The 26,364-nt window shown below is 72.9% G+C and carries 24 protein-coding genes; 12 read left to right on the plus strand and 12 right to left on the minus strand.

The annotated features are described in order from the left end of the window. Positions 1-7: 7 nt before the first annotated feature. The gene (locus OOK31_RS32135; RefSeq protein WP_045946775.1) at positions 8-367 is read right to left on the minus strand and encodes an NADH-quinone oxidoreductase subunit A; all 360 of its coding nucleotides are present in this window, start codon (positions 365-367) and stop codon (positions 8-10) included. 819 nt (positions 368-1,186) lie between these two features. Here OOK31_RS32135 and OOK31_RS32140 point away from each other — a divergent pair. Together OOK31_RS32140 and OOK31_RS32145 are read left to right on the plus strand one after the other, a co-directional pair. After that, complete coding sequence (locus tag OOK31_RS32140) at positions 1,187-2,071, plus strand: C40 family peptidase (RefSeq protein WP_267090918.1); 885 nt, start codon at positions 1,187-1,189, stop codon at positions 2,069-2,071. Between the two features lie 176 nt (positions 2,072-2,247). Next, on the plus strand, positions 2,248-2,511 hold the full coding sequence (locus OOK31_RS32145; RefSeq protein WP_267090919.1) for a hypothetical protein: 264 nt from the start codon (positions 2,248-2,250) through the stop codon (positions 2,509-2,511). Between the two features lie 54 nt (positions 2,512-2,565). Here the strand turns inward: OOK31_RS32145 and OOK31_RS32150 are convergent, their stop codons facing one another. Next, positions 2,566-3,849 (minus strand): geranylgeranyl reductase family protein, encoded by a 1,284-nt coding sequence (locus OOK31_RS32150; protein WP_267090920.1) that lies wholly within the window; start codon positions 3,847-3,849, stop codon positions 2,566-2,568. Between the two features lie 106 nt (positions 3,850-3,955). Here OOK31_RS32150 and OOK31_RS32155 point away from each other — a divergent pair, with 106 nt between their 5' ends. Next, the gene (locus tag OOK31_RS32155) at positions 3,956-4,486 is read left to right on the plus strand and encodes a GNAT family N-acetyltransferase (RefSeq protein ID WP_267090921.1); all 531 of its coding nucleotides are present in this window, start codon (positions 3,956-3,958) and stop codon (positions 4,484-4,486) included. A gap of 257 nt (positions 4,487-4,743) precedes the next feature. Here the strand turns inward: OOK31_RS32155 and OOK31_RS32160 are convergent, their stop codons facing one another. Beyond that, a complete protein-coding gene (locus OOK31_RS32160; protein ID WP_267090922.1) occupies positions 4,744-5,655 on the minus strand; it encodes a glutaminase in 912 nt (303 codons plus the stop codon). Positions 5,656-5,661: 6 nt separating this feature from the next. Further along, a complete protein-coding gene (locus tag OOK31_RS32165; RefSeq protein WP_267090923.1) occupies positions 5,662-6,354 on the minus strand; it encodes a demethylmenaquinone methyltransferase in 693 nt (230 codons plus the stop codon). Between the two features lie 157 nt (positions 6,355-6,511). On the opposite strand from OOK31_RS32165, the gene OOK31_RS32170 reads away from it, so the two are divergent. Then, positions 6,512-7,276 carry a DUF3152 domain-containing protein gene (locus OOK31_RS32170; protein WP_267090924.1) on the plus strand — a complete coding sequence of 255 codons (765 nt, stop codon included), beginning with the start codon at positions 6,512-6,514 and terminating at the stop codon, positions 7,274-7,276. 8 nt (positions 7,277-7,284) lie between these two features. Here OOK31_RS32170 and OOK31_RS32175 read toward each other — a convergent pair whose 3' ends face one another. From OOK31_RS32175 to OOK31_RS32185, 3 genes are all read right to left on the minus strand, one after another. Beyond that, a complete protein-coding gene (locus OOK31_RS32175) occupies positions 7,285-7,929 on the minus strand; it encodes a hypothetical protein (protein WP_267090925.1) in 645 nt (214 codons plus the stop codon). A 13-nt stretch (positions 7,930-7,942) separates the two neighbouring features. Next, positions 7,943-9,142, minus strand: a complete 1,200-nt coding sequence (gene mqnC / locus OOK31_RS32180; protein ID WP_267090926.1) for a cyclic dehypoxanthinyl futalosine synthase — start codon at positions 9,140-9,142, stop codon at positions 7,943-7,945. A 73-nt stretch (positions 9,143-9,215) separates the two neighbouring features. After that, complete coding sequence (locus OOK31_RS32185) at positions 9,216-11,000, minus strand: serine/threonine-protein kinase (RefSeq protein WP_267091223.1); 1,785 nt, start codon at positions 10,998-11,000, stop codon at positions 9,216-9,218. Between the two features lie 119 nt (positions 11,001-11,119). Here OOK31_RS32185 and OOK31_RS32190 point away from each other — a divergent pair, with 119 nt between their 5' ends. Then, positions 11,120-11,497, plus strand: a complete 378-nt coding sequence (locus OOK31_RS32190; protein ID WP_267090927.1) for a hypothetical protein — start codon at positions 11,120-11,122, stop codon at positions 11,495-11,497. A gap of 171 nt (positions 11,498-11,668) precedes the next feature. Here OOK31_RS32190 and OOK31_RS32195 read toward each other — a convergent pair whose 3' ends face one another. Then, positions 11,669-12,532: a menaquinone biosynthetic enzyme MqnA/MqnD family protein gene (locus tag OOK31_RS32195; RefSeq protein WP_267090928.1), complete on the minus strand. Its 864-nt coding sequence runs from the start codon at positions 12,530-12,532 to the stop codon at positions 11,669-11,671. A gap of 237 nt (positions 12,533-12,769) precedes the next feature. Between OOK31_RS32195 and OOK31_RS32200 the strand changes: the two genes are divergently transcribed. Then, positions 12,770-12,973, plus strand: coding sequence for a cold-shock protein (locus OOK31_RS32200; RefSeq protein ID WP_267090929.1), 204 nt, complete (start codon positions 12,770-12,772; stop codon positions 12,971-12,973). 267 nt (positions 12,974-13,240) lie between these two features. Next, complete coding sequence (locus OOK31_RS32205; RefSeq protein WP_267090930.1) at positions 13,241-13,723, plus strand: hypothetical protein; 483 nt, start codon at positions 13,241-13,243, stop codon at positions 13,721-13,723. A gap of 81 nt (positions 13,724-13,804) precedes the next feature. Here the strand turns inward: OOK31_RS32205 and OOK31_RS32210 are convergent, their stop codons facing one another. After that, the gene (locus OOK31_RS32210) at positions 13,805-15,553 is read right to left on the minus strand and encodes a hypothetical protein (RefSeq protein ID WP_267090931.1); all 1,749 of its coding nucleotides are present in this window, start codon (positions 15,551-15,553) and stop codon (positions 13,805-13,807) included. A 617-nt stretch (positions 15,554-16,170) separates the two neighbouring features. On the opposite strand from OOK31_RS32210, the gene OOK31_RS32215 reads away from it, so the two are divergent. From OOK31_RS32215 to OOK31_RS32225, 3 genes are all read left to right on the plus strand, one after another. Further along, positions 16,171-16,785: a hypothetical protein gene (locus OOK31_RS32215; RefSeq protein ID WP_267090932.1), complete on the plus strand. Its 615-nt coding sequence runs from the start codon at positions 16,171-16,173 to the stop codon at positions 16,783-16,785. A gap of 120 nt (positions 16,786-16,905) precedes the next feature. Then, a complete protein-coding gene (locus OOK31_RS32220) occupies positions 16,906-17,691 on the plus strand; it encodes an SDR family oxidoreductase (RefSeq protein WP_267090933.1) in 786 nt (261 codons plus the stop codon). A gap of 40 nt (positions 17,692-17,731) precedes the next feature. Further along, on the plus strand, positions 17,732-20,323 hold the full coding sequence (locus OOK31_RS32225; RefSeq protein WP_267090934.1) for a bifunctional FO biosynthesis protein CofGH: 2,592 nt from the start codon (positions 17,732-17,734) through the stop codon (positions 20,321-20,323). Between the two features lie 72 nt (positions 20,324-20,395). On the opposite strand, the gene OOK31_RS32230 is transcribed toward OOK31_RS32225, so the two are convergent. Beyond that, positions 20,396-21,478, minus strand: a complete 1,083-nt coding sequence (locus tag OOK31_RS32230) for a tyrosine-protein phosphatase (protein WP_267090935.1) — start codon at positions 21,476-21,478, stop codon at positions 20,396-20,398. Between the two features lie 314 nt (positions 21,479-21,792). Between OOK31_RS32230 and OOK31_RS32235 the strand changes: the two genes are divergently transcribed. Further along, on the plus strand, positions 21,793-22,899 hold the full coding sequence (locus tag OOK31_RS32235; RefSeq protein ID WP_267091224.1) for an ADP-ribosylglycohydrolase family protein: 1,107 nt from the start codon (positions 21,793-21,795) through the stop codon (positions 22,897-22,899). On the opposite strand, the gene OOK31_RS32240 is transcribed toward OOK31_RS32235, so the two are convergent. Further along, positions 22,896-24,461, minus strand: a complete 1,566-nt coding sequence (locus OOK31_RS32240) for a RodZ domain-containing protein (protein ID WP_267090936.1) — start codon at positions 24,459-24,461, stop codon at positions 22,896-22,898. The genes OOK31_RS32235 and OOK31_RS32240 overlap by 4 nt on opposite strands. A gap of 64 nt (positions 24,462-24,525) precedes the next feature. After that, positions 24,526-25,263, minus strand: a complete 738-nt coding sequence (locus tag OOK31_RS32245; RefSeq protein ID WP_267090937.1) for a hotdog fold domain-containing protein — start codon at positions 25,261-25,263, stop codon at positions 24,526-24,528. A gap of 89 nt (positions 25,264-25,352) precedes the next feature. Between OOK31_RS32245 and OOK31_RS32250 the strand changes: the two genes are divergently transcribed. After that, complete coding sequence (locus OOK31_RS32250) at positions 25,353-26,213, plus strand: TIGR03619 family F420-dependent LLM class oxidoreductase (RefSeq protein ID WP_267090938.1); 861 nt, start codon at positions 25,353-25,355, stop codon at positions 26,211-26,213. Positions 26,214-26,364 lie beyond the last annotated feature (151 nt).

Genomic DNA, 26,364 nt, shown 5'->3' on the forward strand with positions numbered 1-26,364 from the left:
CAGCCCCTCAGTCCCATTCCAGGCCGCCGCGGCGCCACACGTAGGCGTAGGCGACGAAGACGGTGAGCACGAAGAGCAGCATCTCGACGAGCCCGAAGATCCCCAGGGAGTCGAAGGTGACGGCCCAGGGGTAGAGGAAGACGATCTCGATGTCGAAGACGATGAAGAGCATCGCCGTCAGGTAGTACTTGATGGGGAAGCGACCGCCGCCGGCGGGCATCGGGGTGGGCTCGATGCCGCACTCGTAGGCTTCAAGCTTCGCCCGGTTGTACCGTTTTGGGCCGATCAGCGTGGCCATGACCACGGAGAAGATCGCAAACCCTGCGCCGATGGCGCCGAGCACGAGGATGGGTGCGTACGCATTCACGCTCCTCGCTCCTTCCAGTCGTCCTTGACCGTTGGACCGCTGCGCCGGCGCCGAGTGCTCCGCCTCGCGAGGGCCGGCCCCCGATGGCGGGGCCGGGTGCATGTGAGGCAGTTCACAAGCCGGGCTGGTGCGCATCTTATGCCTGCCGGTCTGTGATCTGCGACACGGGTAACAACACCGAGTTTGTGATCTCCACCACCTGACGAACGATCATGAAGTCGGATGAGTGGTGATCTTCGTACGCAAGGCATCCACATGATCACCAAAGGTGACATCCGGCCCCGTCGCCGCAGGTGGAAGGGGTGTTGCACTATCAAATCGTGGCTGGTGCAGGCAAATTGGCGACATGGCGGCCAGAATGATAAAGGGATCCGCGTCCCCCGGCCGGGGGAAGGGGTGCGTACAGGAGTGGACGCGGTGGCCGGAATTCGCTCGCGGGGCGGAGGAGGGGTGCATCCTGTGCATCCGTTCACGAGCCGTCACCCCGGCGGGCGGCCGCCAAACACACGACACGCTCACGGTCGGATCACGGACCGGCCACGGAGCCCTCCCGGGGGCGGGTCACTGTGACCTGCGACACGCGGAACGGGAGCCACCGAAAGGGGGCTTGGCCATCTGTGCGGGTCGATGGTAGGCGTTGGATCAATTCGGACTTATTGCTGAAAGCCCATGATCACAGGCTTGTGAAGGCGTGTCCGTTACGTCCGTTACGGCGTCAATAAGCGGCGCGACGCGCCCGGTTAAACCCCTTCGCGCGCAACTGTGGCGCAGACCACGTTTCTTGAAGGGAACCCGGCCCCCCTGATAGCGGTTGTTCTCATGTCCCACACCGCTCACATACCCAGCCACCGGAAGCCCCGCCGCAGCGCCTCGAAGCTCGCGGTCCGCGCCGGAGTTGCCGGTGGCGTCCTCAGCACGCTGGCCATGGCCGGCACCGCGAGCGCGTCCCCCGCCGAGCCGGTGGCCGAGACGACGCTCGAGATGCCGGTCCTCGACCTGGACCTCGGCACCGAGGTCTCCACCGCCGTCACCACGGCCGCCGAGAACACCCGCGTCGCCGCCGTGGAAGCCGCCGTGGAAGGCGAGCTGAACGCCCAGGAGGAGAGCGCCCGTACGGGAGCCGCCGCCGAGGCGAAGCAGGCCAAGGAAGACGCCACCAAGGCCGCCGAGCAGAAGGCCAAGCAGGAGGCCGACCGCAAGGCCGCCGCCGAGCGCGCCACCCGCGACTCCGGCCGTGACACCCTGACGAACGCCACCGCGTCCGACAGCGGTTCCGGCTCCGCCGCCGTCAAGGGCTCCGGCTCGGGCACCGCGAGCCAGGGCTCCGGCACCGTGACGGCCCCCGTCAAGGGCTCCGCCGCCGCCATCGTCAACTTCGCCCGCGCCCAGCTCGGCAAGGCGTACGTGATGGGTGCCACCGGCTCCTCCGCGTACGACTGCTCGGGCCTCGTCCAGGCCGCCTACCGCCAGGCCGGCATCACCCTGGACCGCACCTCCCAGGACCAGTCCACCGCCGGCCGCTCCGTCTCGCTGAGCGCCCTGCAGCCGGGCGACATCCTGTACTGGGGCTCCAAGGGCAGCGCGTACCACGTCGCCATCTACGTCGGCGGCGGCAAGTTCGTCGGCGCGCAGAACCCCAGCACGGGCATCGTCGAGCGCAACCTGAGCTACGACATGCCGACCGGCGCCGTCCGCGTCCTCTGATCGACCCGATCACACCGCAAGGGCCGTCGCTCCCCCGCTCGGGGGCGGAGCGACGGCCCTTCGGCGTACCGCGGTCCAGGAACCGGACGGGCGTGCCCGAAGGGGCAGGGTCCTGCGAAGATGGCGGCGGCGTGTCCGTTCCCGCCGAGCGGTCCGAGCGTGGAGGTGGTGGTCCTGTGAGCGCGAAGCCCTACGAGGCGCACGGCGACAGTGACGCCACCGCCGTCCCCGCCGCCGCCTCACTCGCCTTCCTCGCCGTCGGCGGCTGGCTGCTGAGCACCACCCGCCCCTGGCAGAAGCCGGGCCATCCGATCACCCTCGCCCTGGAATGGACCGTCTCCGGCGCGCTGCTGCTGTCCGGACTGGTCCTGCTGGCCCGGTGCGTCCGCACCGTCCACGGCCCGGACGGGGCCGAGGAGCCCGCCGGGGCCGAGAACTGACGAGGCGCCCCCGGCCGGGGGCCAGGAGCGCCTCGGAAGGCCTCAGGGGGCCTCTCAGGCCTTCGGGGCCACCTTCGAGAGGCCGTTGATGATGCGGTCCATCGCGTCGCCGCCCGTCGGGTCCGTCAGGTTCGCCAGCATCTTCAGCGTGAACCGCATCAGCACCGGGTGCGTCAGGCCCCGCTGCGCCGCGATCTTCATGACCTTCGGGTTGCCGATCAGCTTCACGAAGGCACGGCCCAGCGTGTAGTAGCCGCCGTACGTCTCCTTGAGCACCTTCGGGTAGCTGTGCAGCGCCAGCTCGCGCTGCGCCGGGGTCGCGCGGGCGTGCGCCTGCACGACGACCTCCGCGGCGATCTGCCCCGACTCCATCGCGTAGGCGATGCCCTCACCGTTGAACGGGTTGACGAGACCGCCCGCGTCACCGACCAGCAGCAGGCCCTTGGTGTAGTGCGGCTGCCGGTTGAAGGCCATCGGCAGGGCCGCGCCGCGGATCGGCTGCGTCATGTTCTCGGGGGTGTAGCCCCAGTCCTCCGGCATCGACGCGCACCAGGCCTTGAGGACCTCGCGCCAGTCCAGCTCCTTGAACGCGGAGGAGGAGTTGAGGATGCCGAGGCCGACGTTCGACGTACCGTCGCCCATGCCGAAGATCCAGCCGTAGCCGGGCAGCAGCCGGTCCTGGGTACCGCGCCGGTCCCACAGCTCCAGCCACGACTCCAGGTAGTCGTCGTCGTGCCGGGGCGAGGTGAAGTACGTACGCACCGCGACACCCATCGGCCGGTCCTCGCGCCGGTGCAGGCCCATCGCGAGGGACAGCCGCGAGGAGTTGCCGTCGGCCGCGACGACCAGCGGGGCGTGGAAGGTGACCGGGGTCTTCTCCTCGCCGAGCTTCGCCTGCACGCCCGTGATGTGCCCGGTGCGGGGATCGCGGACCGGCTCGCCGACGTTGCAGCGCTCGTACAGGCGGGCGCCGGCCTTCTGCGCCTGACGGGCCAGGGTCTCGTCGAAGTCGTCGCGCTTGCGGACGAGTCCGTAGTCCGGGTAAGAGGCGAGTTCCGGCCAGTCCAACTGGAGCCGCTGGCCGCCGCCGATGATGCGCAGGCCCTTGTTGCGGAGCCAGCCCGCCTCCTCGGAGATGTCGATCCCCATCGCGACCAGCTGCTTCGTCGCGCGCGGGGTCAGACCGTCACCGCAGACCTTCTCGCGCGGGAACGCCGTCTTCTCCAGGAGCAGGACGTCCAGTCCGGCCTTGGCGAGGTAGTAGGCGGTCGTGGAGCCGGCGGGGCCGGCCCCGACGACGATCACATCCGCGGAGTGCTCGGTGAGGGGCTCGGTCACAGCGGGATCTCCCGAAGGCTCGAAGGCTCGATAAGGGGTGCCAACGGCACCGGACAAAGTGCAGTCTAAGCAGCGAGAGAGATCACGATCCGAAGGGCTGCCCCCTATGACCACCTCGCCGACCCGGCCGCTCCCCGACGTACGGCTCCGCGTGCCCACGCACGAGGACGCGCACGCCTGGCACGGCGTCTTCGACGACCCCGACGTCATGGAGTTCCTCGGCGGGCCCGCCGAACTGTCCGCGTACATGGAGTTCACCGCCCGGCAGCGGATGCACGACGCCCAACTCGGCTACTGCCTGTGGACGCTGCTCGACGCGGACGGCGAGGTCATCGGCTTCACCGGGGCGCAGCCGTGGCCGGCGGACAAGGAGTGGGGGCCGGTCGGGGAGATCGAGATCGGCTGGCGGCTCGGACGCGGGGCGTGGGGGCGGGGCTACGCGTATGCGGCTGCGCTGGCGACGGTGGAGCGGGTGCGGGAGCTTGGGGTGCCGAGGGTGGTGGCGATGATCGACGATGCGAACGTCCGCTCGGCGGCGGTCGCGGAGCGGCTGGGCATGACCTTGGCCGCCACCTTCCCCCTGCCGGGGGGCCACCGCCTGGGCCGCCGCTACGAACTCACCTTCACCGAAGCCTGACCCCACCACCCCCGCTGCGCGGAGCCCCTCCCCGCCCCACACGCCGGCGAGGCTGGATCTGTCAGCCTCGCCGGCGTTTGAGGCGGGAACGGTGGAAGGGCGGGTAGGGGACCCCGCCCGCGTAGCGGCAACGGTCCGCAGACGACAGACGGGCCCGGCCACCCGAACCGGCCCCGCCCGGCCACCGCCGGACGGAGTCCGGCGCAGCGGCGCGAAGCCGGGGAGGCCCGCCAGGGCCGAGCCGTGCGAGCGGCGCGTCAGAAAATGGATAGCCCTGTCAGGGTCGTGAAGCGGTCCAGGGCCGCTACGCCCGCTACCGAGTTGCCGCGGGCGTCGAGGCCGGGGCTCCAGACCGCGAGGACGCACCGGCCCGGGACGACCGCGACGATGCCTCCGCCGACGCCGCTCTTGCCCGGCAGGCCGACGCGGTACGCGAACTCCCCCGCCGCGTCGTACGTCCCACAGGTCAGCATGACCGCGTTGATCTGCTTCGCCTCGCTGCGCGTCAGGAGCCGGGAGCCGTCCGCGCGGAGCCCGTGCCGGGCCAGGAACAGGCCCGCGCGGGCGAGGTCCGCGCAGTTCATCTCGATGGAGCACTGCCAGAAGTAGTGGTCGAGCAGGGCCGGTACGGGGTTGTCGATGTTGCCGTAGGAGGCCATGAAGTGGGCGACGGCGGCGTTGCGGTCGCCGTGTTCCTGCTCGGACGCGGCGACTTCCGCGTCGAAGGCCAGCGCCGGGTTGCCGCTCTCCTGCCGGAGGAACTCCAGGAGTTCGCTGCTCGCGTCGCCGGTCAGGGTCTGGAGCCGGTCGGTGACGACGAGCGCGCCCGCGTTGATGAACGGGTTGCGCGGGATGCCGTTCTCGTACTCCAGCTGTACGAGCGAGTTGAACGGATTGCCGGACGGCTCCCGCCCCACCCGCTCCCACAGGCTGTCGCCGCCCTCCGCGAGGGCCAGCGCGAGGGCGAAGACCTTGGTGACGGACTGGACGGAGAAGGGGACCTGCCAGTCCCCCACCCCGTGGACGTTGCCGTCGAGGTCGGCGACGGCCATCCCGAACTGCCGGGGGTCGACGGACGCCAGCGCCGGGATGTACTCGGCGGGGGTGCCGGTGCCGACGAGCGGGGCGACGTCGGCGGCGATCTGTTCCAGGAGTCTCCGGTAGTCCACCGCTGCTTACGCCTTGACCCCGCGGTGCAGGGCGACGATGCCGCCGCTCAGGTTTCGCCAGGCGACCTTGCCCCAGCCGGCCTTCTGCAGCAGGCCGGCCAGCGCGGGCTGGTCGGGCCACTCGCGGATGGACTCGGCGAGGTACACGTACGCGTCCGGGTTGGAGGACACGGCGCGGGCGACCGGCGGCAGGGCGCGCATCAGGTACTCGGTGTACACGGTGCGGAAGGGCGCCCAGGTGGGCTGCGAGAACTCGCAGATGACGACCTGGCCGCCGGGCTTCGTCACCCGGTGGAGCTCGCGCAGCGCCGCGTCGGTGTCCTGGACGTTGCGCAGGCCGAAGGAGATCGTCACCGTGTCGAAGACGTCGTCCTTGAAGGGGAGCTTCGTGGCGTCGCCCGCCGTGAGCGGCAGCCACGGGTTGCGCTTCTTGCCCTCGCGGAGCATGCCGAGGGAGAAGTCGCAGGGGACGACGTACGCCCCGGTCGCGGCGAAGGGCAGCGAGGAGGTCGCGGTGCCGGCGGCCAGGTCGAGGACCGTCTGGCCGGGACGGGCGGCGACCGCCTTGGCGACCTCCTTGCGCCACAGGCGGGCCTGGCCGAGGGAGAGGACGTCGTTGGTGAGGTCGTAGTTCGCCGCCACACCGTCGAACATGGAGGCGACTTCGTGCGGCTGCTTGTCCAGGGAAGCCCTTGTCACTGGCGTTGGCCCCTCGGTGTGCGGTTCGGCAGATACCGGGCCATCCTCTCAGGCCCCGCCGGGCCCCGGTCCGTCCCCCCGCCCCGCCGCGTCGTACCCGCCGTCCGTACGGGCCGCCGGGCACACTGGATGCCGTACGACCTAGGGGGGGTCCACGATGTCGGCTGGCCAGTACCTGAGCGCCCGCCGGGCCGATCGGCGCCGCAGGCTGCGCCGTACGGTCCTGTGCTCGACCGCGTTGGTCGTGCTGGGGGTGGCGGCCTACCAGCGGGGCACGGACGACGGGCAGCCCGCGCCCTCGGACGCCCGCCCGGCGGCCCGCCCCACCGCGGCGGAGTCCGCGTTACCCGCGGCCCCGACGGCCCCGGACAAGGGCTTCGTGGCCTCCACCGTGACCGGGCACGCGCAGGGCAAGGGGCCCGCGCGGCGCTGGCGGGTGGAGACGGAGCGGGGCAGCGGGGTCGACGCGGACGCCGCGGCGCGTGCCGTCGAGGCGATACTCGGGGACCGGCGCGGCTGGATCCGGGACCCGGCGTACGGCTTCCGGCTGGCCGGGCCGGGTGAGCCGGTGGACTTCACCGTGAAGATCGCCACCCCGGCGACCACCGACCGGCTGTGCGAGGTCGTCACCCCCGAGCTGGTCGGCGAGACCAACTGCCGTTCGGGCCACACGGTGGTGGTGAACCTGAAGCGCTGGCAGGAGGGTTCTCCGCAGTTCCGCGGGCCGGTGCAGGAGTACCGGGCGCTCATCGTCAACCACGAGGTGGGGCACGAGCTCGGCCACGAGCACGAGACCTGCCCGGGCCCCGGCAGGCCGGCGCCCGCGATGATGCAGCAGATCAAGGGCCTCCTGGGCTGCACCCCGAACGCCTGGCCGTACTCCGCGGACGGGACGTACCTGTCCGGGCCCCGAGTGCCCTGACGGACGGCCTAGCGGCGCCGGTGCAGGAGCCGGCCGGAGATGACGGTGGCCACGCAGGTCGTGGCGCCCCGGGCCAGCAGCTCGGCCTCGTCCGCGACCGCGAAGACCGCGAAGCGGGCCGGGACGCCCGCCTCCAGGACCCCGTGGAAGGCCTGTCCGGCGGACTCCCGCCCGGTGAGCGGGTCCAGGGCGGGCGGCCCTTCGTAGGGGGCGGGCGGGACGACGGCGAGGCCCGAGCGGACCACCGCGGTGCGCACCGAGGGGACCGTGAAGCGTCCGGCGACCGCCACGACCCCGCGCGCGAGGAGTTTCTGCGTGCCCCGCCGGGCGCTGTTGCCCCAGCGGGACTCGGTCATCTTCAGGGCGTCCAGAGCGGCGGCGCCGGTGATCGGGTCGGCGCCGAGCTCGGTGATCTCGTACGGGTCGTCCGGGTAGTACGTGCGCTCCAGCAGCTCGTCCGCGCCGCGCGCCAGCAGCCCCGGGGTCAGCACCCCGGGCCAGCGGCGGACCCGGGCGTGCGGATGCAGCTCGGTGAGTTCCGCGAAGGGGCCGGCCGCCGCGATCCGGTCGCCCTCGACCAGGACCGCGCCACCGGGCAGGGGGGCGGATCCCGGTCCGGTGACGAGGAGTTCGGCCGTGTGCAGCGTCAGCATCGTGTCGGGTGCGTCAGTTCGTCGAGATGAGCTTCAGCTCGGGGTGCGCGGTGCCGCCCTCGATGGCGGTGGAGGAGATGTGCGAGACGACGCGGTCGTCGACCGGGTCGTTCGCCGGGTCCTCGTGCACGAGGAGGTGTTCGTACGTCGTCGCGCGCTGCGCGGGGACGCGGCCCGCCTTGCGGATCAGGTCGATGATCTCCTGGCGGTTGGAGCGGTGCTTGGCACCGGCCGAGGAGACGACGTTCTCCTCCAGCATGATCGAGCCGAGGTCGTCGGCGCCGTAGTGCAGGGAGAGCTGTCCGGCCTCCTTGCCGACGGTCAGCCAGGAGCCCTGGATGTGCGCGATGTTGTCGAGGAACAGGCGCGCGATGGCGATCATGCGCAGGTACTCGAAGACCGTCGCCTGGGTGCGGCCCTTGAGGTGGTTGTTCTCGGGCTGGTAGGTGTACGGGATGAAGGCGCGGAAGCCGCCCGTACGGTCCTGGGTGTCGCGGATCATCGCGATGTGCTCGATGCGCTCGGCGTTGGTCTCGCCGGTGCCCATCAGCATGGTGGAGGTGGATTCCACGCCCAGCTTGTGGGCGATCTCCATGATCTCCAGCCAGCGCTCGCCGGACTCCTTGAGCGGGGCGATCGCCTTGCGCGGCCGCGCCGGGAGCAGTTCGGCGCCGGCGCCCGCGAAGGAGTCGAGGCCGGCGGCGTGGATGCGGCGGATGGCCTCCTCGGCGGAGACCCCCGAGATGCGCGCCATGTGGTCGACCTCGGAGGCGCCGAGGGAGTGGATGACGAGCTGCGGGAAGGCCTTCTTGATCGCGGAGAAGTGCTCCTCGTAGTACTCCACGCCGTAGTCCGGGTGGTGCCCGCCCTGGAACATGACCTGCGTGCCGCCCAGCTCCACGGTCTCCGCGCAGCGGCGCAGGATGTCGTCGAGGTCGCGGGACCAGCCCTTCTTGGTGTCCTTGGGGGCCGCGTAGAAGGCGCAGAACTTGCACGCCGTGACGCACACGTTGGTGTAGTTGATGTTGCGCTCGATGATGTACGTCGCGATGTGCTCCGTACCGGCGTAGCGCAGCCGGCGCGCGGCGTCGGCGGCCTGGCCGAGCGCGTGCAGCGGGGCGTGCCGGTAGAGGTCGAGGGCCTCGTCCTTGGTGATCCGGCCCCCTGCGGCGGCACGGTCGAGGACAGACTGGAGAGCGGCCTGGTCGGTCACCGGTGCGTCACCTTTCGGCGGTGTGTCAAGGGTTCGGACCGATCCAGCCTACGCCAGGGGCGCTCCGCGGCTGTCAGGGGCTACGGGTGAGGTCGCCCTCGGGGTTCCCGGCGGCCCGGTCGCCCGACTTGTAGTGGAGGGTTCCGTTCGGGTTGAGGGTGAAGCGCTCGTCGGAGGAGCCGCTCGCGCAGACGCCGGGGTTGGGGTTGGGGCCGCCCGCCGTGTCCAGGACGAGGGAGCGGTCGGTGGCGGAGGCCAGCTTCCAGTCCCCGCTGCAGTCGGTGCCGAGGAGGTCGATGACCGACTTGTCCCGGCCGACGACCTCGCCGACCTTGCCGGCCCGGATGGTGATCTCGAAGTTGCTCGGGACGCCGAGGCGGGCGGTGACGACCGAGCCCTTCCAGGTGCCGGTGAGTTCCTTGGGGACGTCGTTACGGGTCCCCTTGGGCGGGGCCGCGGAGTCGCTCGGCGCCGGGGAGGAGGCGGAGGGGCCCGGGGAGGCGGGGGCCGAGGCCGCCGGGAGCGGGGCGGCCGAGTGGCCGTTGTCGGCCGCCGAGTCCCGCTTGGTGCCCTGGCCCGGGAGCATGCCCAGGGCGTAGAGCCCGCCGGGCACCGCGGCGAGCACCGCGGCCGCGCCGAGCACGAGGGTGCAGCTGAAGCGGCGCCCGGCCACGCTGAGGCTCGCCCGCCGGCCGTCGGGGCCGGTCCGCTGCCCCGGCACGACGGGCACACCCTGAGCGGACGCGCCGGACGCGCCGGACGCGCCGCCCGCCGTCTCGGTCGGGGCCCCGTAGACCCCGCCGCCGCCGTACGGGCCCGCCGCGGAGTAGGGGTTGCCGCCCGGGACGCCGCTCCCGTAGGAGGGGTCGGGCGTCCCGAAGCCCACGCCCACGGACCCTCCGACGGAGGAGCCCGTGAACGGCACCGGCCCGGACGGGGCTTCCGCGGGGAACGCACCGCCCGCGGGGGTGTCGGCGTCCAGGTCCAGCAGGGCCACCGCCGCCCGGCTCGCCTCCTCCACCAGCGGCCCCGGCAGCCAGCCCGCGCTGCCCGGCGCCGCACCGAGGGCCGCCGCGAGGTCCTCGGGCGCCGGCCGGTCGGAGGCCGCCTTGGCCAGGCAGGACGCGACCAGCTCGCGCAGCCCCCCGGAGGGCAGCCCGTCCAGCTCCGGCGGCTCGTGCACCACCTTGTAGAGGAGGGTCGCCGAGTTGTCCCCGGTGAAGGGGGGCCGCCCGGTCGCCGCGAAGGCCAGGACCGCGCCCAGCGAGAACACGTCCGAGGCTCCCGTGACGCCCTTGCCGAGAATCTGCTCCGGCGACATGTAGCCGGGCGAGCCGACGGAGACCCCGGTGGAGGTGAGGGAGGCGGTGCCGTCGGTGGCGCGGGCGATCCCGAAGTCGATCAGACGCGGCCCGTCGAGGGTGAGCATCACGTTCGACGGCTTCACGTCCCGGTGGACGAGGCCCAGCGCGTGCACCGCGACCAGCGCGCGGGCCAGCCCCGCGCCGAGGGCCCGTACCGACGCCTCGGGCAGCGGCCCGTGCGCGGCGACCGCCCGGTCCAGGGAGGGGCCGGCCACGTAGCCGGTCGCCACCCACGGCACGGCCGCGTCCGGGTCGGCGTCCAGGACGGGCGCGGTCCACTCCCCGCCCACCCGCCGCGCGGCCTCCACCTCGCGGCGGAAGCGGGCGCGGAACTCCTGGTCGGCGGCGAAGTGCGGGTGCACGATCTTGACGGCCACGGTCCGGCCGCCCGCGCTGCGCCCGAGGTAGACCCGGCCCATGCCACCGGCCCCGAGCCGGCCGAGCAGCCGGTACGCGCCGATGGTCCGCGGTTCGCCGGCTTCCAGCGGCTGCATCGGCATCCCGTCCCCCCGATCGTGTGTGTCACCTGGACAGCAGCACCTTAGGGGGTGCGCCGGGATGCCCGTGAGAGATCGCCTACGGTGGGCGCCGGGCGGCACGCGAGGGGGAGAACATGGGCGGAGCGGACGTGGACACGGGTACGGACGCGGATGCGGACACGGGCCTGAGGGGCCTGACGGGGCGGAACCGGGCGGCCAGGATCGGGCTGTTCCTCGCCCTCGGCTCCCTGGGCTTCCTCGGGAACTTCGCCGGGCCGATCGCCTGGCTCAACCCGGTGCTCTTCGCCCTCCTGGCCCTGCTGTGCGCCCTGCTGGCGATCCCGTTCGGGCACGCCGGCCGGTTCAGGGCGCGGCGGCTCGGCGGGGAGGGCCGGGGCGCGGCCCTGGCCGCCGTCCTGATCGGCTGGCTGTGCCTGCTGGTCCTGCTGCTGGCCGGCGCCGCCGCCCTCCTGCTCGGGCTCTCGCTCGGCGCCCTCCTGGAACACGGCTGATCCGAAAGGCGAATGTGCGCAATCGCCCCCGGAGGCGGCCGATCCGGTAACGCCTCCGGGACAGGAATGCGAAAGGGGAACGAATTCCCGGGAAACGGGCGCATTCGGCTTCCGGGATGCGGAACGCCTCTCCGGATTCCCTTTACCGGACCCGTGCGGACATAAGCCCGACTAATGGCCGGGGCCGGCCGCCTTCAGGAGGTCGACGGTGACGTCCGACGCGTATCCCGTCGTCGCTCCGGTACGCCGCGCGAATTCCCGAACGCCGGCCAGTTGCTCGGGGCCGAAGCGGAAGTCGAGGGTCGTGAAGTAGCGCTCCAGCAGCTCGGCGTCGAAGGCCTCCCAGCGGGCGGCCTGGTCGGCGACCTTGGCGACCTCCTCCAGGGAGACGTCGCGGGAGGCGAGGAAGGCCCGGTGGATCTCGTGGACGGTCTCGGGCTCGCGGGCCAGGTAGTCCTTGCGGGCGGCCCAGACGGCGAAGACGAAGGGGAGTCCGGTCCACTCCTTCCACATCAGCCCCAGGTCGTGGACGGCCAGCCCGAGCCGGGGCGCGTCGTGCAGCGAGGCACGCAGCGCGGCGTCGCCGATCAGCACCGCCGCATCGGCCTCCTGCATCATCAACCCCAGGTCAGGGGGGCAGGTGTAGTAGTCGGGGCGTACTCCGTACTGCTCCGCGAGCAGGAGCTGGGCCAGGCGTACGGACGTACGGGACGTCGAGCCGAGGGCGACGCGGGCGCCGTCGAGGTGCTCCAGCGGCACCTGGGAAACGATCACGCAGGACATGACGGGGCCGTCGCAGCCGACCGCCAGATCGGGGAAGGCGACGAGCTGGTCGGCGTTGCGGAGGAACTCCACGAGGGTGATCGGAGCGATGTCCAGCTCACCCCGTACGAGGCGCTCGCTCAGCTTCTCGGGGGTGTCCTTGGTCAGGTCCATGTCCAGCAGCGTGCCGGTTCGGGCCAGCCCCCAGTAGAGGGGCAGGCAGTTCAGGAACTGGATGTGGCCGACGCGGGGCCGGCTGCGATAGACGTCCACATCGCGAGACTAGCCCCCGCCTCTCCGTCAGCGATCCAGCGGGTCTCAAACGTCCGGGTGACGTGATCTTTCCCTCTGGTCTCGCCCCGAGGGTGCGTGCTACGCTCGACGCAAGTTGCAGTTTGGTTTCCCTTGCAGTACGAGGCCTGCGGAGCATGTGACCCGCAGGCTTTTGTAGTTTTCAGACTTCTTAGCAGGTTCTGGAGCAGGGCGACCCTTTGGCCCATAGGAGGGCTCATGGCTACCGGAACCGTGAAGTGGTTCAACGCTGAAAAGGGCTTCGGCTTCATCGCCCAGGACGGCGGCGGCCCGGATGTCTTCGTCCACTACTCCGCGATCAACGCCTCTGGCTTCCGCTCCCTCGAGGAGAACCAGCAGGTGAACTTCGACGTCACGCAGGGTCCGAAGGGCCCGCAGGCTGAGAACGTCTCCCCGGCCTAGTCGCCTGGCCGGCCGGATCGCGGCTGGATTAGCAGTACCCAAGGAGCCCTGCCTCCTCCGTGCGAGCGGAGGGGGCGGGGCTCCTGCCTTTTGCCTCCGGCGGTTCCGGGGGGCTCCGGGGGTTCCGGGGGTTCCGGGGGGTCCGGACGACTCCGTTCGAGGGGTCCTGGCGGCGCCAAAGAGTGACGGGCCGTTACTTTGTGTGCGCGTTCCGGAGAGGGCGGGGAAAGCCGTTCCCGGAAACTCTCCTTCAGGGAAAGGAAGCACATGAGGAAGCTCGCTTGGGCTGCGCGTGGCATCTCGGCCGTATCGGGGGCCGTACTCCTCGGGGCGCTCATGGTCCCGTCCGCGGTCGCCGCCGACGGCCCGGCCAAGTCCTCCGACGGCAAGAAGAAGTGCGGCCCGGTGTCGCGCGACATCAGCACCGCGGCCCCGGACTTCGTCAACTTTCCGTCCGGTGTGGTGTTCCACGTCGCGACCGACCGGAAGGGACACGCCTTCGTCAACGACAGCCGGAACCCGGGCGTGTGGGTCAACCTCGGGCTCCTCGCGAACGCCCCGAAGTGCGTCGTGGACACCGCCGCCTCCGTCACCGAGGCGAACCCCGGCTACCTGTACATCACCCTGCAAGGGCACGACGGTGTGATCCACCAGGCCCGTTGCACCACCGACAACACGCCGTTCGCCCCGGCGACAATCGTCGGGGCCTGCGGCGCCGGGTTCTCGGAGCTGGCGAACACCCCGGTCTGACCCGTCCGGCGACAGCACGACGGCCGCTCGCTGGTGCGACCGGCCGTCGTGGCGTTCCGGGGAGCCCGGTACTTCAGTGCGTCAGGACTTCTTCTCCGTGGCGTCCGCCGCCGGGGCGGTGCCCGTCCCCGGCGCGGGGGCCGTCGTCGACCCGGAAGCGGTGACCTTGAGGTCGACGACCGCCGAGGTCGTCCCGTCCTCCGTGCTCAGCCGCAGGTGGTAGGTGCCCGCGGGCACGTCCTTGGTGAGCAGCTCCGGTACGGCGATCAGGCCGTCGTCGCCCGTCTTCTTCAGTTCCAGGGAGAACACCTTCGCGGTGCCCTCGCCCGGGAAGTACGGGCCCTTCGAGGTCGCCGGGTTCACCAGGGCCCATTCGCCCGGCTTGTCCTTCTTCTTCTCGACGAGCTCGGCCTTGACCTGCACCCCGGCGACCGGCTTGCGGCCGGTCACGGCGCGGAACTCCAGGCCCTTGACCGGGGTGCCGGCGACGGTCTCGACGGCGCCGCTGCCGTCCAGGCGGTTCAGGACGACCGGCTTGGCCTCGACCTTGCCCTTCACCGCCAGGGTGAACTGGTTCTTGGCGTCGTAGGCCGTGGCCCGCAGGGTGAAGGTGCCGCCGCTCTCGCCCGCCTTCAGCTCGGGGGCGGTCGCGATGCCCTCGGCGTCGGTACGGACGACCACGCTGGTCTCCTTGGCGAAGACGAAGCCGGTGCCGCCGGTGGTGTCCTGCTCGACGGCGATGACGACGGCCTGGCCGACGGCCGGCTTGCCGTCGCTGAGCAGCGCCTTGAAGCGGGGGCGCTCGGCGAACAGGCCGCCCGCCTCGGCCTCCAGCGCGACATCGCCCTGCCGCTCCAGCTTGGCCAGGGTGGCCGGTGCCGGGGTGGGCTTGGTGGGCTCGGTCGGCTTCGTCGGCGTGGTGGGGGTGGTCGGGTTGGTCGGCGTGGTCGGGTTGGTCTTCGGCGGGGTGACCGGCGCGGGCGGGGTGACCGGCGGGACCGGGGGCCGCGGGGTGGGCAGGGTGGGCGCGGGCGGGGTCGGGTAGGACCCGGTCGGCGGGTTCTCCACGCCGGTGGCGCCCTGCTGGTACTGCCGCATGTAGCCGAGGACGGTGTTCACGTACTCGCGCGAGTTGTTGTAGGCGAGGATCGCCTTGTCCAGGTCGGCGGGGAGCGTGAGGTCCTTGCCGCCCGAGCAGAGGTAGAGGCCGGTGCCCAGCGCCGCGTCGTAGATGTTGTTGGCGTCGCGCTTGCCGTCGGCGTTGCCGTCGGCCTTCCAGGTCACCCAGGTCGACGGGATGAACTGGAGCGGGCCGAAGGCGCGGTCGAACTCGGTGTCCCCGTCCCACTCGCCCTTGTCGGTGTCGGTGATCTTCGCGAAGCCGTTGCCGTCGAGGCGCGGGCCGCGGATCAGCTTCTCCGTGTAGCCGTCGGACTTGAGGCCGTAGCCGGAGGCGTGCACCGACTCGACCCGGCCTATGCCCGCGATCAGCTGCCAGGGCAGTTTGCAGTTCGGGAGGGCGGCGGCGACCGACACCTCCGCGCGCTTGTAGGCGTCCAGGGCGGTCGCGGGTATGCCCGAGGCGCCCTCGGTGGCGACGGTGCCGCCCGCGGCGGGCGGGACGACCGGATCGGCGACCGCGGGGGGCACGTCGAGGCGGGCGTCACCGCGGTCGACGGCCTGCGGGCTGTCCGGGGTCGGTTCGGCCTCTCCCGCGCCGGCGACCGGGCTGCTGGTCACGACGGCGGCGGTGGTCAGGCTGGCCGCTAGCGCGGCCGTGCACAGGACCTTGCGCGAGGTGTTGACTACGTGACGGTGAAGCGGCTTCACAGTGCGGCGATCCCCCCAAGGCGGCCGGCGAAGGCATCCGGCTGGTCCAGCCGTGATTCTTCTGTCTATCAGGTATTCCGATACGACTCGCCGTCGCCCCCGGAGATATGACACACCATTCGTCTCGGCTTCACCGGCTGGTGGCCCAGGACGTCCAGACCCGCCGCCGGGGACCCTCCGGGTCCGCCCCAAAGGCCCCAATGGCCTGCTCCGGCAGGCCTCGTGGGTCTTTGGCCTGGTTTCATGGCGGGCAGCAGCAGGAGGGACCAGCGCCGCGGCGAGGCCCCTACGCGCGGCTGCGGGCGCGGCGGGAGGCCGAGGCCCGGCGGGCGCGGCTGCGCGGGCGGCTGCTCGTCGCGGGCGCTCCGTTCGCGGTGGCCGGCGTCGCGGTCGGGGCGGGGTTCTTCGCCGCGCGGTCGGCGGCAAGGGGTCCAAGCGTGCGCCGAGCGGGCCGGGGGCCGTTCGCGCAGCCTGGTACTTTCAGGCCACACGAGAGCACCGGCGCTCCGTCCCGCGCGCCCCGGCACCGAGGTGAACGCACCCTCCGCGGGGGAACGCGGGCCGTGGCACCGGCTGTTCGCCGTTCCCCTGCCCGCGCAGATCCCGAAGGCCCCTTCATGAGCACTCCCCCTCCGCATTCCGGCGCGCCCGTCCCGCCCAACCCGTACGGCGCCTCCCCCAACCCGTACGCCGCCCCGCAGCCGGGGCAGCAGGTCCCCGCCCAGCCGTACCCGGCGCAGCAGCCGTACCCCGGCCAGCCCCAGCCCGGGCAGCCGTACCCGGGGCAGCCGTACGCCGGGCAGCCCCACCCCGGGCAGCAGTACCCGGGGGCGCCCGGCGGCGGCTGCCGCAACTGCGGTGCCGCGCACGCGGTGGACACCTCGGTCCGGGCCCACGTCGGTGTGCTGATCATGATGCGGTTCCACCGCGTCGACGGCCCCTTCTGCCGCCGCTGCGGCCGGGCCATGGTGCGGATCATGACCACGAAGACGCTGTGCCAGGGCTGGTGGAGCCCGCTCTCCGTGGCGATCTTCACGCCGTTCACGCTGATATGGAACCTGATCGCCTCGATGCGGTTCTCGAAGCTCCCGCCGTCGGAGCCGGCGCCGGGGCGCCAGCCGCTGGACGAGGGCCCGCCGGTGCACGCGCGCCCGCTGGCCTACGTGGCGATCGTGCCGCTGCTCTGGGTGGTCTGGATCATCTCGAACATCATCGCGGACGCGAGCGGCTGAACCCCCGGCGGCGGGACCGGTCCGGTCCCGCCGCCCCTTTGCCGCCGCCCCTTCACAACACCGGCCCGCACCCCTACCCTGACGCACCGTCAGATCGTCCAGGCCGTCAGGGGGCGCGTCATGCTGCTGCGAGGGAAGACCGTCATCGTCTCGGGGGTCGGGGCCGGGCTCGGGCACCAGGTGGCCGCGGCCGTGGTCCGCGACGGCGGGAACGCCGTGCTCGGGGCCCGCACGGAGGCCAATCTGGCCAAGTCCGCCGCCGAGATCGACCCCGACGGCGCGCACACCGCGCACCGGCCGACCGACATCACCGACGAGGCCCAGTGCGAGGCCCTGGTGGAGCTGGCCCGGGAGCGGTTCGGCGGGGTCGACGCCGTCGTGCACGTCGCCGCCTGGGACTCGTACTTCGGCGGCCTCCAGGACGCCGACTTCGGGACCTGGCAGCAGATCCTCGACGTGAACCTGCTGGGCACCCTGCGCATGACGCGGGCCTGCCTGCCGGCCTTCACGGAGCGCGGCGCCGGTTCCGTCGTCATCATCGGCACCCAGTCCGCCATCGCCTCCCCCAACGAGGTCCAGCAGGCCGCCTACGCCGCCTCCAAGGGCGCGCTGACCTCCGCCATGTACTCCATGGCCCGGGAGCTCGGCCCGCGCCGGATCCGGGTCAACACGGTGCTGCCCGGCTGGATGTGGGGGCCGCCCGTGCAGGCCTTCGTCACCTTCACCGCGCACACCGAGAACGTCCCGGAGGCCGAGGTCCACGCCCGGCTCACCGAACGGATGGCGCTGCCCGACCTGGCCACCGACGGGGACGTGGCCGATGCCGCCGTCTTCCTCGCGAGCGACCGGGCGCGGGCGATAACCGGCCAGTCGCTGCTGGTCAACGCCGGTGAGCTGATGCGATGACGCCCTCCGCGCACCGCCGGACGGATCGTATGCTCGCCGTATGACCACTCCGAGTGACGCTCCCACCGACAACGCGATGCGCCGCGCGCTCCGGCGGGCCCGCGACGGTGTCGCGCTGGACGCGGCCGAGGCGGCCGTACTCCTCCAGGCGCGCGGCGAGGCCCTGAAGGACCTGGCCGCCTCCGCCGCCCGCGTCAGGGACTCCGGGCTCGCCGCCGCCGGGCGGCCCGGGGTCATCACGTACTCGCGCAAGGTGTTCATCCCGCTCACCCGGCTGTGCCGCGACAAATGCCACTACTGCACCTTCGTGACCGTCCCCGGCAAGCTCCGCAAGGCCGGCCACGGCATGTACCTATCCCCCGACGAGGTCCTCGACATCGCCCGCCAGGGTGCGGCGATGGGCTGCAAGGAAGCGCTGTTCACCCTCGGGGACCGGCCCGAGGACCGCTGGCCCGAGGCCCGCGAGTGGCTCGACGCGCACGGCTACGACGACACCCTCGCCTACGTGCGGGCGATGGCGATCCGCGTGCTGGAGGAGACGGGCCTGCTGCCCCACCTCAACCCGGGCGTGATGAGCTGGTCCGAGCTCCAGCGCCTCAAGCCCGTGGCCCCGTCCATGGGCATGATGCTGGAGACCACCGCCACCCGCCTGTGGTCCGAGCCGGGCGGCCCGCACCACGGCTCCCCCGACAAGGACCCGGCCGTGCGGCTGCGCGTCCTGGAGGACGCCGGCCGCTCCAACGTGCCCTTCACCACCGGGGTGCTCATCGGGATCGGCGAGTCCTACGAGGAGCGCGCCGACGCCTTCTTCGAGCTGCGCCGGATCCAGCGCAGCTACCACGGCATCCAGGAAGTCATCGTCCAGAACTTCCGGGCCAAGCCGGACACCGCCATGCGCGGGATGCCCGACGCGGAGCTGGAGGAGCTGGCCGCCGCCATCGCCGTGGCCCGGCACATCCTGGGGCCGAGCGCCCGCATCCAGGCCCCGCCGAACCTGGTGGACGCCGAGTACGCCCTCCTGATCGGCGCCGGGATCGACGACTGGGGCGGGGTGTCCCCGCTGACCCCGGACCACGTGAACCCGGAGCGGCCCTGGCCGCACATCGAGGAGCTGGCCGAGCGGACCGCCGCGGCGGGCTTCGAGCTGCGCGAACGGCTCACGATCTACCCGGAGTTCCTCCAGCGCGGGGAGCCCTGGCTGGACCCCCGGCTGCTGCCGCACGTGCGCGCGCTGGCCGACGTCGGGACCGGGCTCGCCGACGAGGCGGCGACGGTGGAGGGCCGGCCGTGGCAGGAGCCCGACGAGGGCTTCGCCGCGTACGGGCGCACCGACCTGCACACCGCGATCGACACCGAGGGCCGCACCGGGGACCGCCGCGAGGACTTCGACCACGTGTACGGCGACTGGGAGGCCCTGCGCGAGGCGGCGGCCCCCGGGATGGTGCCCGAGCGGATCGACACGGACGTCCGGGCGGCCCTCGCGCAGGCCGCCGACGACCCGCAGCGGCTGACCGACGAGCAGGCCCTCGCCCTGCTGCACGCGGACGGCCCGGCGCTGGACGCCCTGTGCCGGATCGCGGACGACCTGCGCCGGTCGGTCGTCGGGGACGAGGTCACGTACATCGTCACCAGGAACATCAACTTCACCAACGTCTGCTACACCGGCTGCCGTTTCTGCGCCTTCGCGCAGCGCCGCACCGACGCCGACGCGTACACCCTGTCCCTGGACCAGGTCGCCGACCGGGCGGCGCAGGCCTGGGAGGTGGGCGCGGTCGAGGTGTGCATGCAGGGCGGCATCCACCCGGACCTGCCGGGGACGGCCTACTTCGACATCGCGCGGGCGGTGAAGGCGCGGGTGCCCGGCATGCACGTGCACGCCTTCTCCCCGATGGAGGTCGTCAACGGCGCCACCCGCACGGGGATGTCCGTACGGGACTGGCTGACGGCGGCGAAGGAGGCCGGGCTGGACTCCATCCCGGGCACGGCGGCGGAGATCCTGGACGACGAGGTCCGCTGGGTCCTCACCAAGGGCAAGCTGCCGACGGCCGACTGGATCGACGTGGTGTCCACCGCGCACGAGCTGGGCATCCGCTCCTCCTCCACCATGATGTACGGGCACGTGGACCAGCCCCGGCACTGGCTCGGCCACTTCCGCACGCTGGCCCGCCTCCAGCGGGAGGCCCTCGCCAAGGGCGTGGAGGGCTTCACGGAGTTCGTGACGCTGCCCTTCATCCACACCAACGCGCCCGTGTACCTGGCGGGCATCGCCCGGCCCGGTCCGACGGTCCGCGACAACCGGGCGGTGACGGCGATGGCCCGGCTGCTGCTGCACCCGTACATCCCGAACATCCAGACCAGCTGGGTGAAGCTGGGGGCGGAGGGCGCGGCCGAAATGCTGCGGTCCGGGGCCAACGACCTGGGCGGGACCCTGATGGAGGAGACCATCTCCCGGATGGCCGGATCGAGTTACGGCTCGTACAAGTCGGTCCAGGACCTGATCGCGGTCGCGGAGGCGGCGGGGCGGCCCGCGAAGGCCCGTACGACGCTGTACGGGGAGGTGCCGCAGGAGCGGCAGGACGCGGCGCGCGCCTCGGACGGGCACCTGCCGGAGCTGCTGCCCGTGCTCGAGTAGGCACCGGGACGTACGCGAGGGCCCAACCGGGGGAGTTCCGGCCGGGCCCTCGCGCGTTCACCCGCGGCCGGGTCAGCCGACGAGCAGGTCCTTCTTGAGCTGCTTCAGCTCGCGGGAGTCGATGCCGAGGCCGTCCTTCAGATAGCGGTCGAAGGAGCCGTACTCCGCCTTGACCTCGTCGTAGCCCGAGTTGAGGTACTCGGGGCGGACGTCGAGCATCGGCTTGTAGACGGCGGCCTGCGGGGCGGGCAGGTGCGAGAGGATCGCGTCGTTGGCGGCCTTGCGGTAGTCGTTGCTGGCCAGGTAGTCGGCCATCACCGTCTCCTGCGGGACGCCGAGGGCGGTCAGCAGGGTGGCGTTCGCCCAGCCCGTGCGGTCCTTGCCGGCGGTGCAGTGGAAGAGGACGGAGCGGCCGCGGTCGTTCCCGATGCCCTCGAAGACCTGGGTGTAGGCCTTCTTGCCGCCCTCGCCGCTGACCATGGCCTTCTCGGCGTCGACCATGGCCTTGACGGCCTCGTCGGGGGTCTTCGGCAGGCTCTGGAAGGAGCCGGAGCCGGCGAAGACGTCGGCGACGACGTAGGTGGCGCCGGCCGGGACCTTGTCGGCGTCCTTGGTGCGCTCGTCCTGCATGCGCAGGTCGAAGACCGTCTTCACGCGCAGCCGCTGGAGCTTGGCCAGGTCGTTCGCGGTGAGCTTGTTGAGGGCGTCGGATCGGTAGACCTCGCCCATCTTGACCCACTGGCCGGTGGTGGTGCGGTAGCCGCCCGCGTCGCGGAAGTTGGCCGTGCCCTCCAGCTTGACCAGGCGGTCGGCCAGGCGCAGGCCCTCGCCACGCTCCGGGTCGAAGTCGAACCACTGGCGGTCGGCGGCGGGCAGCCCGGAGACCACGGCCCGGCCCTGGGCACCGCCCTTGGCGACGACCTTGCCGTTGGCCTTGATCTCGACGCGCTTGGTGCCCTTGGCGTTCCACGTGAGGGTGTACGAGCCGTCGGCGCCGGCCGTGACCGTGGCCTCGGTGAAGGGGATGGCGGAGTGGCTCTGGTGACCGTTGTTCCAGGGGAGGTCCCAGCCGGAGGCGGTGGCGGCGGGGGCCACGACCAGGGAGGCGGTGAGTGCGGAGGCGACGACGGTCGCGGCGAGGAGAGCCTTCTTCATGTCCATGAGGCTGTGGGCGCCGGAAGAACGCCGTGTGAACGAGGCATGGCCGAAACCAGCCCCCTCGAAGGCGAGTGGCAAAACGTGCCATTGATCAGGGGCGGGGCTGAAACCGTTCGCATTCCGGCCGTTCTCCGCTCACTTACGGGCGACGCGACGGAGTCCTTCCGGATTCGACCGAAGCTGTCCATTACAGTGCGACGCGCCAGAGTCTGGGGGGAGACAACATGGACACGACGATCAGAACGGCGGCCTCCGATACGGCCGCCGAGCCCGCACCGACTGCCGCGGCGACCACCGCACCGCTGACCGCACTGTGGGGCCGTACCGAACAGCAGGACTTCCGCAGCCGGGTGCGCGGCACCCTGCTCGGCGCCGCCGTCGGCGACGCCCTCGGCGCACCCGTCGCCGGCCTGTCCCTCGACGGGATCCGCGCCGCCCACGGCCCGGCGGGCCTCACCGGACCGGCCCCGGCCCACGGCCGCCGGGGCGCCGTCACCGCCGCCACGCAGCTCACCCTGTTCACGGTGGACGGCCTGGTACGGGCCCACGTACGCCGGGACGCCGGCGGCTGGCACCCGCCGACCGACGTCCACCGCGCCCACCGCCGCTGGGCCGCGACCCAGCACGACTGGGGCCCCGACGAGCGCCGCGCCGACAACGGCTGGCTCGCCCAGGAGGAGTGGCTCTACGTCCGGCGCGACCCGGAGCGGGCCTGCCTGACCGGCTTCGCCGACGACACCCTCGGCACCCTGGAACACCCCAAGAACCCCACCGCCCGGGACGCGGCCGCCGCCGTACGCTCCGCGCCGTTCGGGCTCCTCGTCGGGTGGGAGCCCGGCCTCGTCCTCCAGCTGGCCGTCGAGTGCGCCACCCAGAGCCACGGCCACCCCGGCGCGTACCTGTCCGCCGGAGCCGTCGCCGCCGTCGTCCACGGCCTCACCCGGGGCGAGTCCCTGGAGGCGGCGGTCCAGCGCACCCTGGGCCTGCTCGCCGCCCGGCCCGGCCACCAGCCGGTCACCGACGCCCTCCGACGGGCGCTCACCGCCGTCACCCGGGGCGCGCCCGGGCCGAACGCCGTGGAGGCGCTCTCCGCCGGCGACGGCCGCGACGCCGAGGACGTCCTCGCCGTCGCCGTGTACTGCGCGCTCGTCGCCGAGGACGTCGCCCACGGGCTGCGGCTCGCCGTCAACCACGGCGGCGACTCGACCGCCGCGGGCGCGGTGTGCGGGGCGCTGCTCGGCGCCCTGCACGGGGAGACGGCCCTGCCGGCGGCGTGGCTCACCGAACTGGAGGGCCGGGCCACGGTCCTGGAACTCGCCGACGACTTCGCCCTGGAAATGACCCAGGGCCCCGCCCTCCACGGCCCGAAGTCCTCGTCCCCGGCCTGGGCGGCCCGCTACCCGACGGCGACGGCCTAGTCGGCCCTCGTGTAGGTCAGGCGCTCCACCTGGCCCGGCTGGAACACGTCGTGGATCCGCTTGCCGTTGACGACGAGCCGGACGGCGCTCGCGTCGCCCAGCACGAGGTCGATCCGCTCGTCGTCCGTGAAGGTCTTGCTCTCGCCGCTCGCGATCGTGCCGTCGAAGAGCAGCTTGCCCTTGGAGTCCTTGGCCGAGATCCAGGAACTGCCCTGGGCATCGACCTGAACGGTGGCCTGCGATCGGGCGGGGTCGCGCGGCGGCGTGGCCGCGTCCGGCCCGGACCGCCCCGGGTCGGGCGAGGCCCCGGGCCGGGACGCGGACGGCGACGAGGACGCGGGAGGCGACGCGGCGCCTCTGTCCTGGCCGTCCCCCTTGTCGGCGATGATGACCACCGTCGCGATGACCGCCCCCAGGACGACGGCCGCCACGGCCCCCCGCAACACCTTCGCCCGGCCCGCACCACCGGCCAGCCCCACCGAGGCAGCCACATCAACCGGGGCGGTCATATCCACCGGGGCGGCCCCATCCAGCCTCGCCGGCGTTTGAGGCGCCGGGATCCGGGGGTCGGCCACCGGCACCGGAGCCGCCCCATCCAGCCCCTCCGGCGTTTGAGGAGCGGGGGTCCGGGGGCTGGCCCCCGGCAACGGACCCGCGGGGGCGGGCGCAGCCCCATCCAGCCCCGCCGGCGTTTGAGGCGCGGGGGTCCGGGGGCCGGCCCCCGGCAACGGGCCCGCAGGCGCGGCCTGGGTGGGCTCCGGCGCGGCCGGCGCAGGGGCGAAGAGGTCCAGGAGGGTGGACGGGAGCGGGCGGGACGACGGGGACTTGGCCAGGCAGGCTTCGACCGTCGCGCGGAGCGGTTCCGGGACCGCCGACACGTCGGCCGGCTCGTGCACCGAGCGGTACATCAGGCCCAGCGGCGTACCCTCCCCGAACGCACTGCCCCCGGCCGCCGCGACCAGCACCGCACCCAGCGCGAACACATCGGCGGCGCCGGTCACGTCGAGGCCCTGCGCCTGTTCGGGGGCCAGGAAGCCGGGGGTGCCGAAGGCCGAGCCCGTGGAGGTCAGCCGGGTCGACTCGACGGCCCGGGCGATGCCGAAGTCGAGGACGCGCGGCCCGTCCTCGGCCATGATGATGTTCCCGGGCTTCAGGTCCCGGTGCACCAGCCCGCAGGCGTGCACCGCCTGGAGCGCCTCCGTCAGGGCCGCGCCGAGCCGCCGTAGCCGTTCCTCGTCCATCGGGCCCCGCTCGGCGAGCAGCCCGGACAGCGTCGGCCCCGGAATGTAGGCGGTGGCCAGCCACGGCACGTCCGCGTCGGGGTCGGCGTCCACGACCGGGGCGGTGTGGAAGCCGCCGACCTTGCGCGCCGCGTCGACCTCCGCCCGGAACCGCTCGCGGAAGTGCCGGTCGGCGGCCAGTTCGGGCCGCACCACCTTGACGGCGACGGCCCGCCCGCCCCGCGACCGGGCCAGGTACACCGTCCCCATGCCGCCCGCGCCGAGCTCCCGCTCGACGGCGTACGACCCGATCCGCTCCGGCAGATCCGCCCCGAACCGCATTCCGCACCCCTCCGCCGCGACACCGCGGATCAGTATGACCGAGCCCGCCCGGCCCCGGGGGGCATCAGGGGCGCGGCCGTACCCACAAGGCCTCGGCGTGGGCGCGGAGTTCGCCCTCCGCCGTGGCCAGGGCGGTGCCGACGCGGACCTTGCGGCCCTCCACCCCGAGGAGCCACGCGTACGAGATGAGGCCCCCGCCCGCCGGTACGGGCCGCAGCAGCCGCGCCGTCAGCGCCGCGGTGAACGCTCCGGGCGGGCCCGGGTCCAGCAGGCGTCCGGCGGCGTTGCCGGGGCAGTCCAGCGCGCCCCATACCAGTACGGGCGGCAACAGCCCGTCTTCGGTGGCGAGTTCGGGGCCGGGTGTCCAGGCCGTCGCGACGATGTCCCGGCCGGGGACCGTCCCGCAGTGCAGGCGCAGTCCCGTCGCCGCCGTCCGGTCCAGGCCGCAGCCGAAGCAGTCGGGGCTCTCGCCGGCCGGCGGGTCGGCGCGGTACGCGTCGGCGGCCTTCGACGCCTCCGCCCAGGTCGGGGCCGGCGGTACCTCCCCGGCGGGGGCGGGTACGGGCGTGGCCGCGGCGAGCAGGACCCCGTCCCGGCCCAGCAGCTCCGTGCCCCCGTCGGGTCCGGGGGCCGCCCGTACGGCGGTCCCGGTCGGTACGGGCCGCCGGAAGTCCACCCGTACGGCCCCCGTCTCCGCCGCCGGTGTCCGCGCGGCCAGCAGCCCGGCGACGTAGCCGCCGAAGGCCACCCCCGGGTAGCCGTGCAGGGTCTCCGGAACGGTGATCATCTCGATGCTGTCCATGCCGCCCACCCCATCACACGCCCGGCCCTGCCAACCTTCCGCGCCAGCCAGTACCTTGCCCTCCCCACGTCCCGGAGGTGCCCTCGCCCATGCGGATCGCCACGACCGTCTTCCTCACCGATCTGACCGTCACCCCCACGCGCCTGGCCCGCTCCCTGGAGGAGCGCGGCTTCTTCGGCCTCTACCTCCCCGAGCACACCCACATCCCGGTCAGCCGTGTCACCGCGGCCCCGATGGGCGGGGACCTGCCCGAGCGGTACGGCCGCACCCTCGACCCGTTCGTCGCCCTCGGCCAGGCCTGCGCCGTCACCGAGCGGCTCCACCTCGGCACCGGCATCACCCTGGTGGCCCAGCACGATCCGGTCGGTCTCGCGAAGCAGGTGGCGACCCTCGACCACCTCAGCGGCGGCCGCTTCACCCTGGGCATCGGCTACGGCTGGAACGTCGAGGAGGCCGCCGACCACGGCGTCGACTGGCCGACGCGGCGGGAGCGGGTATGCGACCACATGGCCCTGATGCGTGCGCTGTGGGCGCCGCGGCCCACCGCGTACGAGGGCCCGTACGGCTCCGTCCAGGCGAGCGCGGCGCACCCCAAGCCGGTGCAGGCCCCGCGCGAACTCGGCCCCGGCAGGCCCCTGTACGGTCCGCGCACCCTGATCGGCGGGGCGGCCGGGCCGAAGCTGTTCGCGGCGGTCGCCGACCACGCCGACGGCTGGCTGCCCATCGGCGGGGGCGGCCTCACCGAGTCCCTGCCGGTGCTGCGGCGGGCCTGGGAGGACGCGGGCCGCGACCCGAAGTCCCTCCAGGTGGTCCCGTACGCGGTGCGGCCGACGCCGGGCAAGCTGGGCCACTACGCCGAGCTGGGCATCGAGGAGGTCGTCCTCCAGCTCCCTTCCGTCGGGGAGGCGGAGATCCTGCGCACCCTGGACGCCTTCGCCCAGTACCTGTGAACCCAGCACCTGGGAGCCCCGGACCTGCGAACTCCGGCCGCACGGAACCGGATCACCCCCCTCCTGCGTGTCTGCGGGTGCCGCCGGTCGCCCTGACGGGCTGGTAGCTTGGCCCGTCTTTCGATCGACTCGGTTTCCTGGGGGACCTCCC

The sequence above is a fragment of the Streptomyces sp. NBC_00249 genome, from assembly GCF_026342355.1.
Taxonomy (GTDB): domain Bacteria; phylum Actinomycetota; class Actinomycetes; order Streptomycetales; family Streptomycetaceae; genus Streptomyces.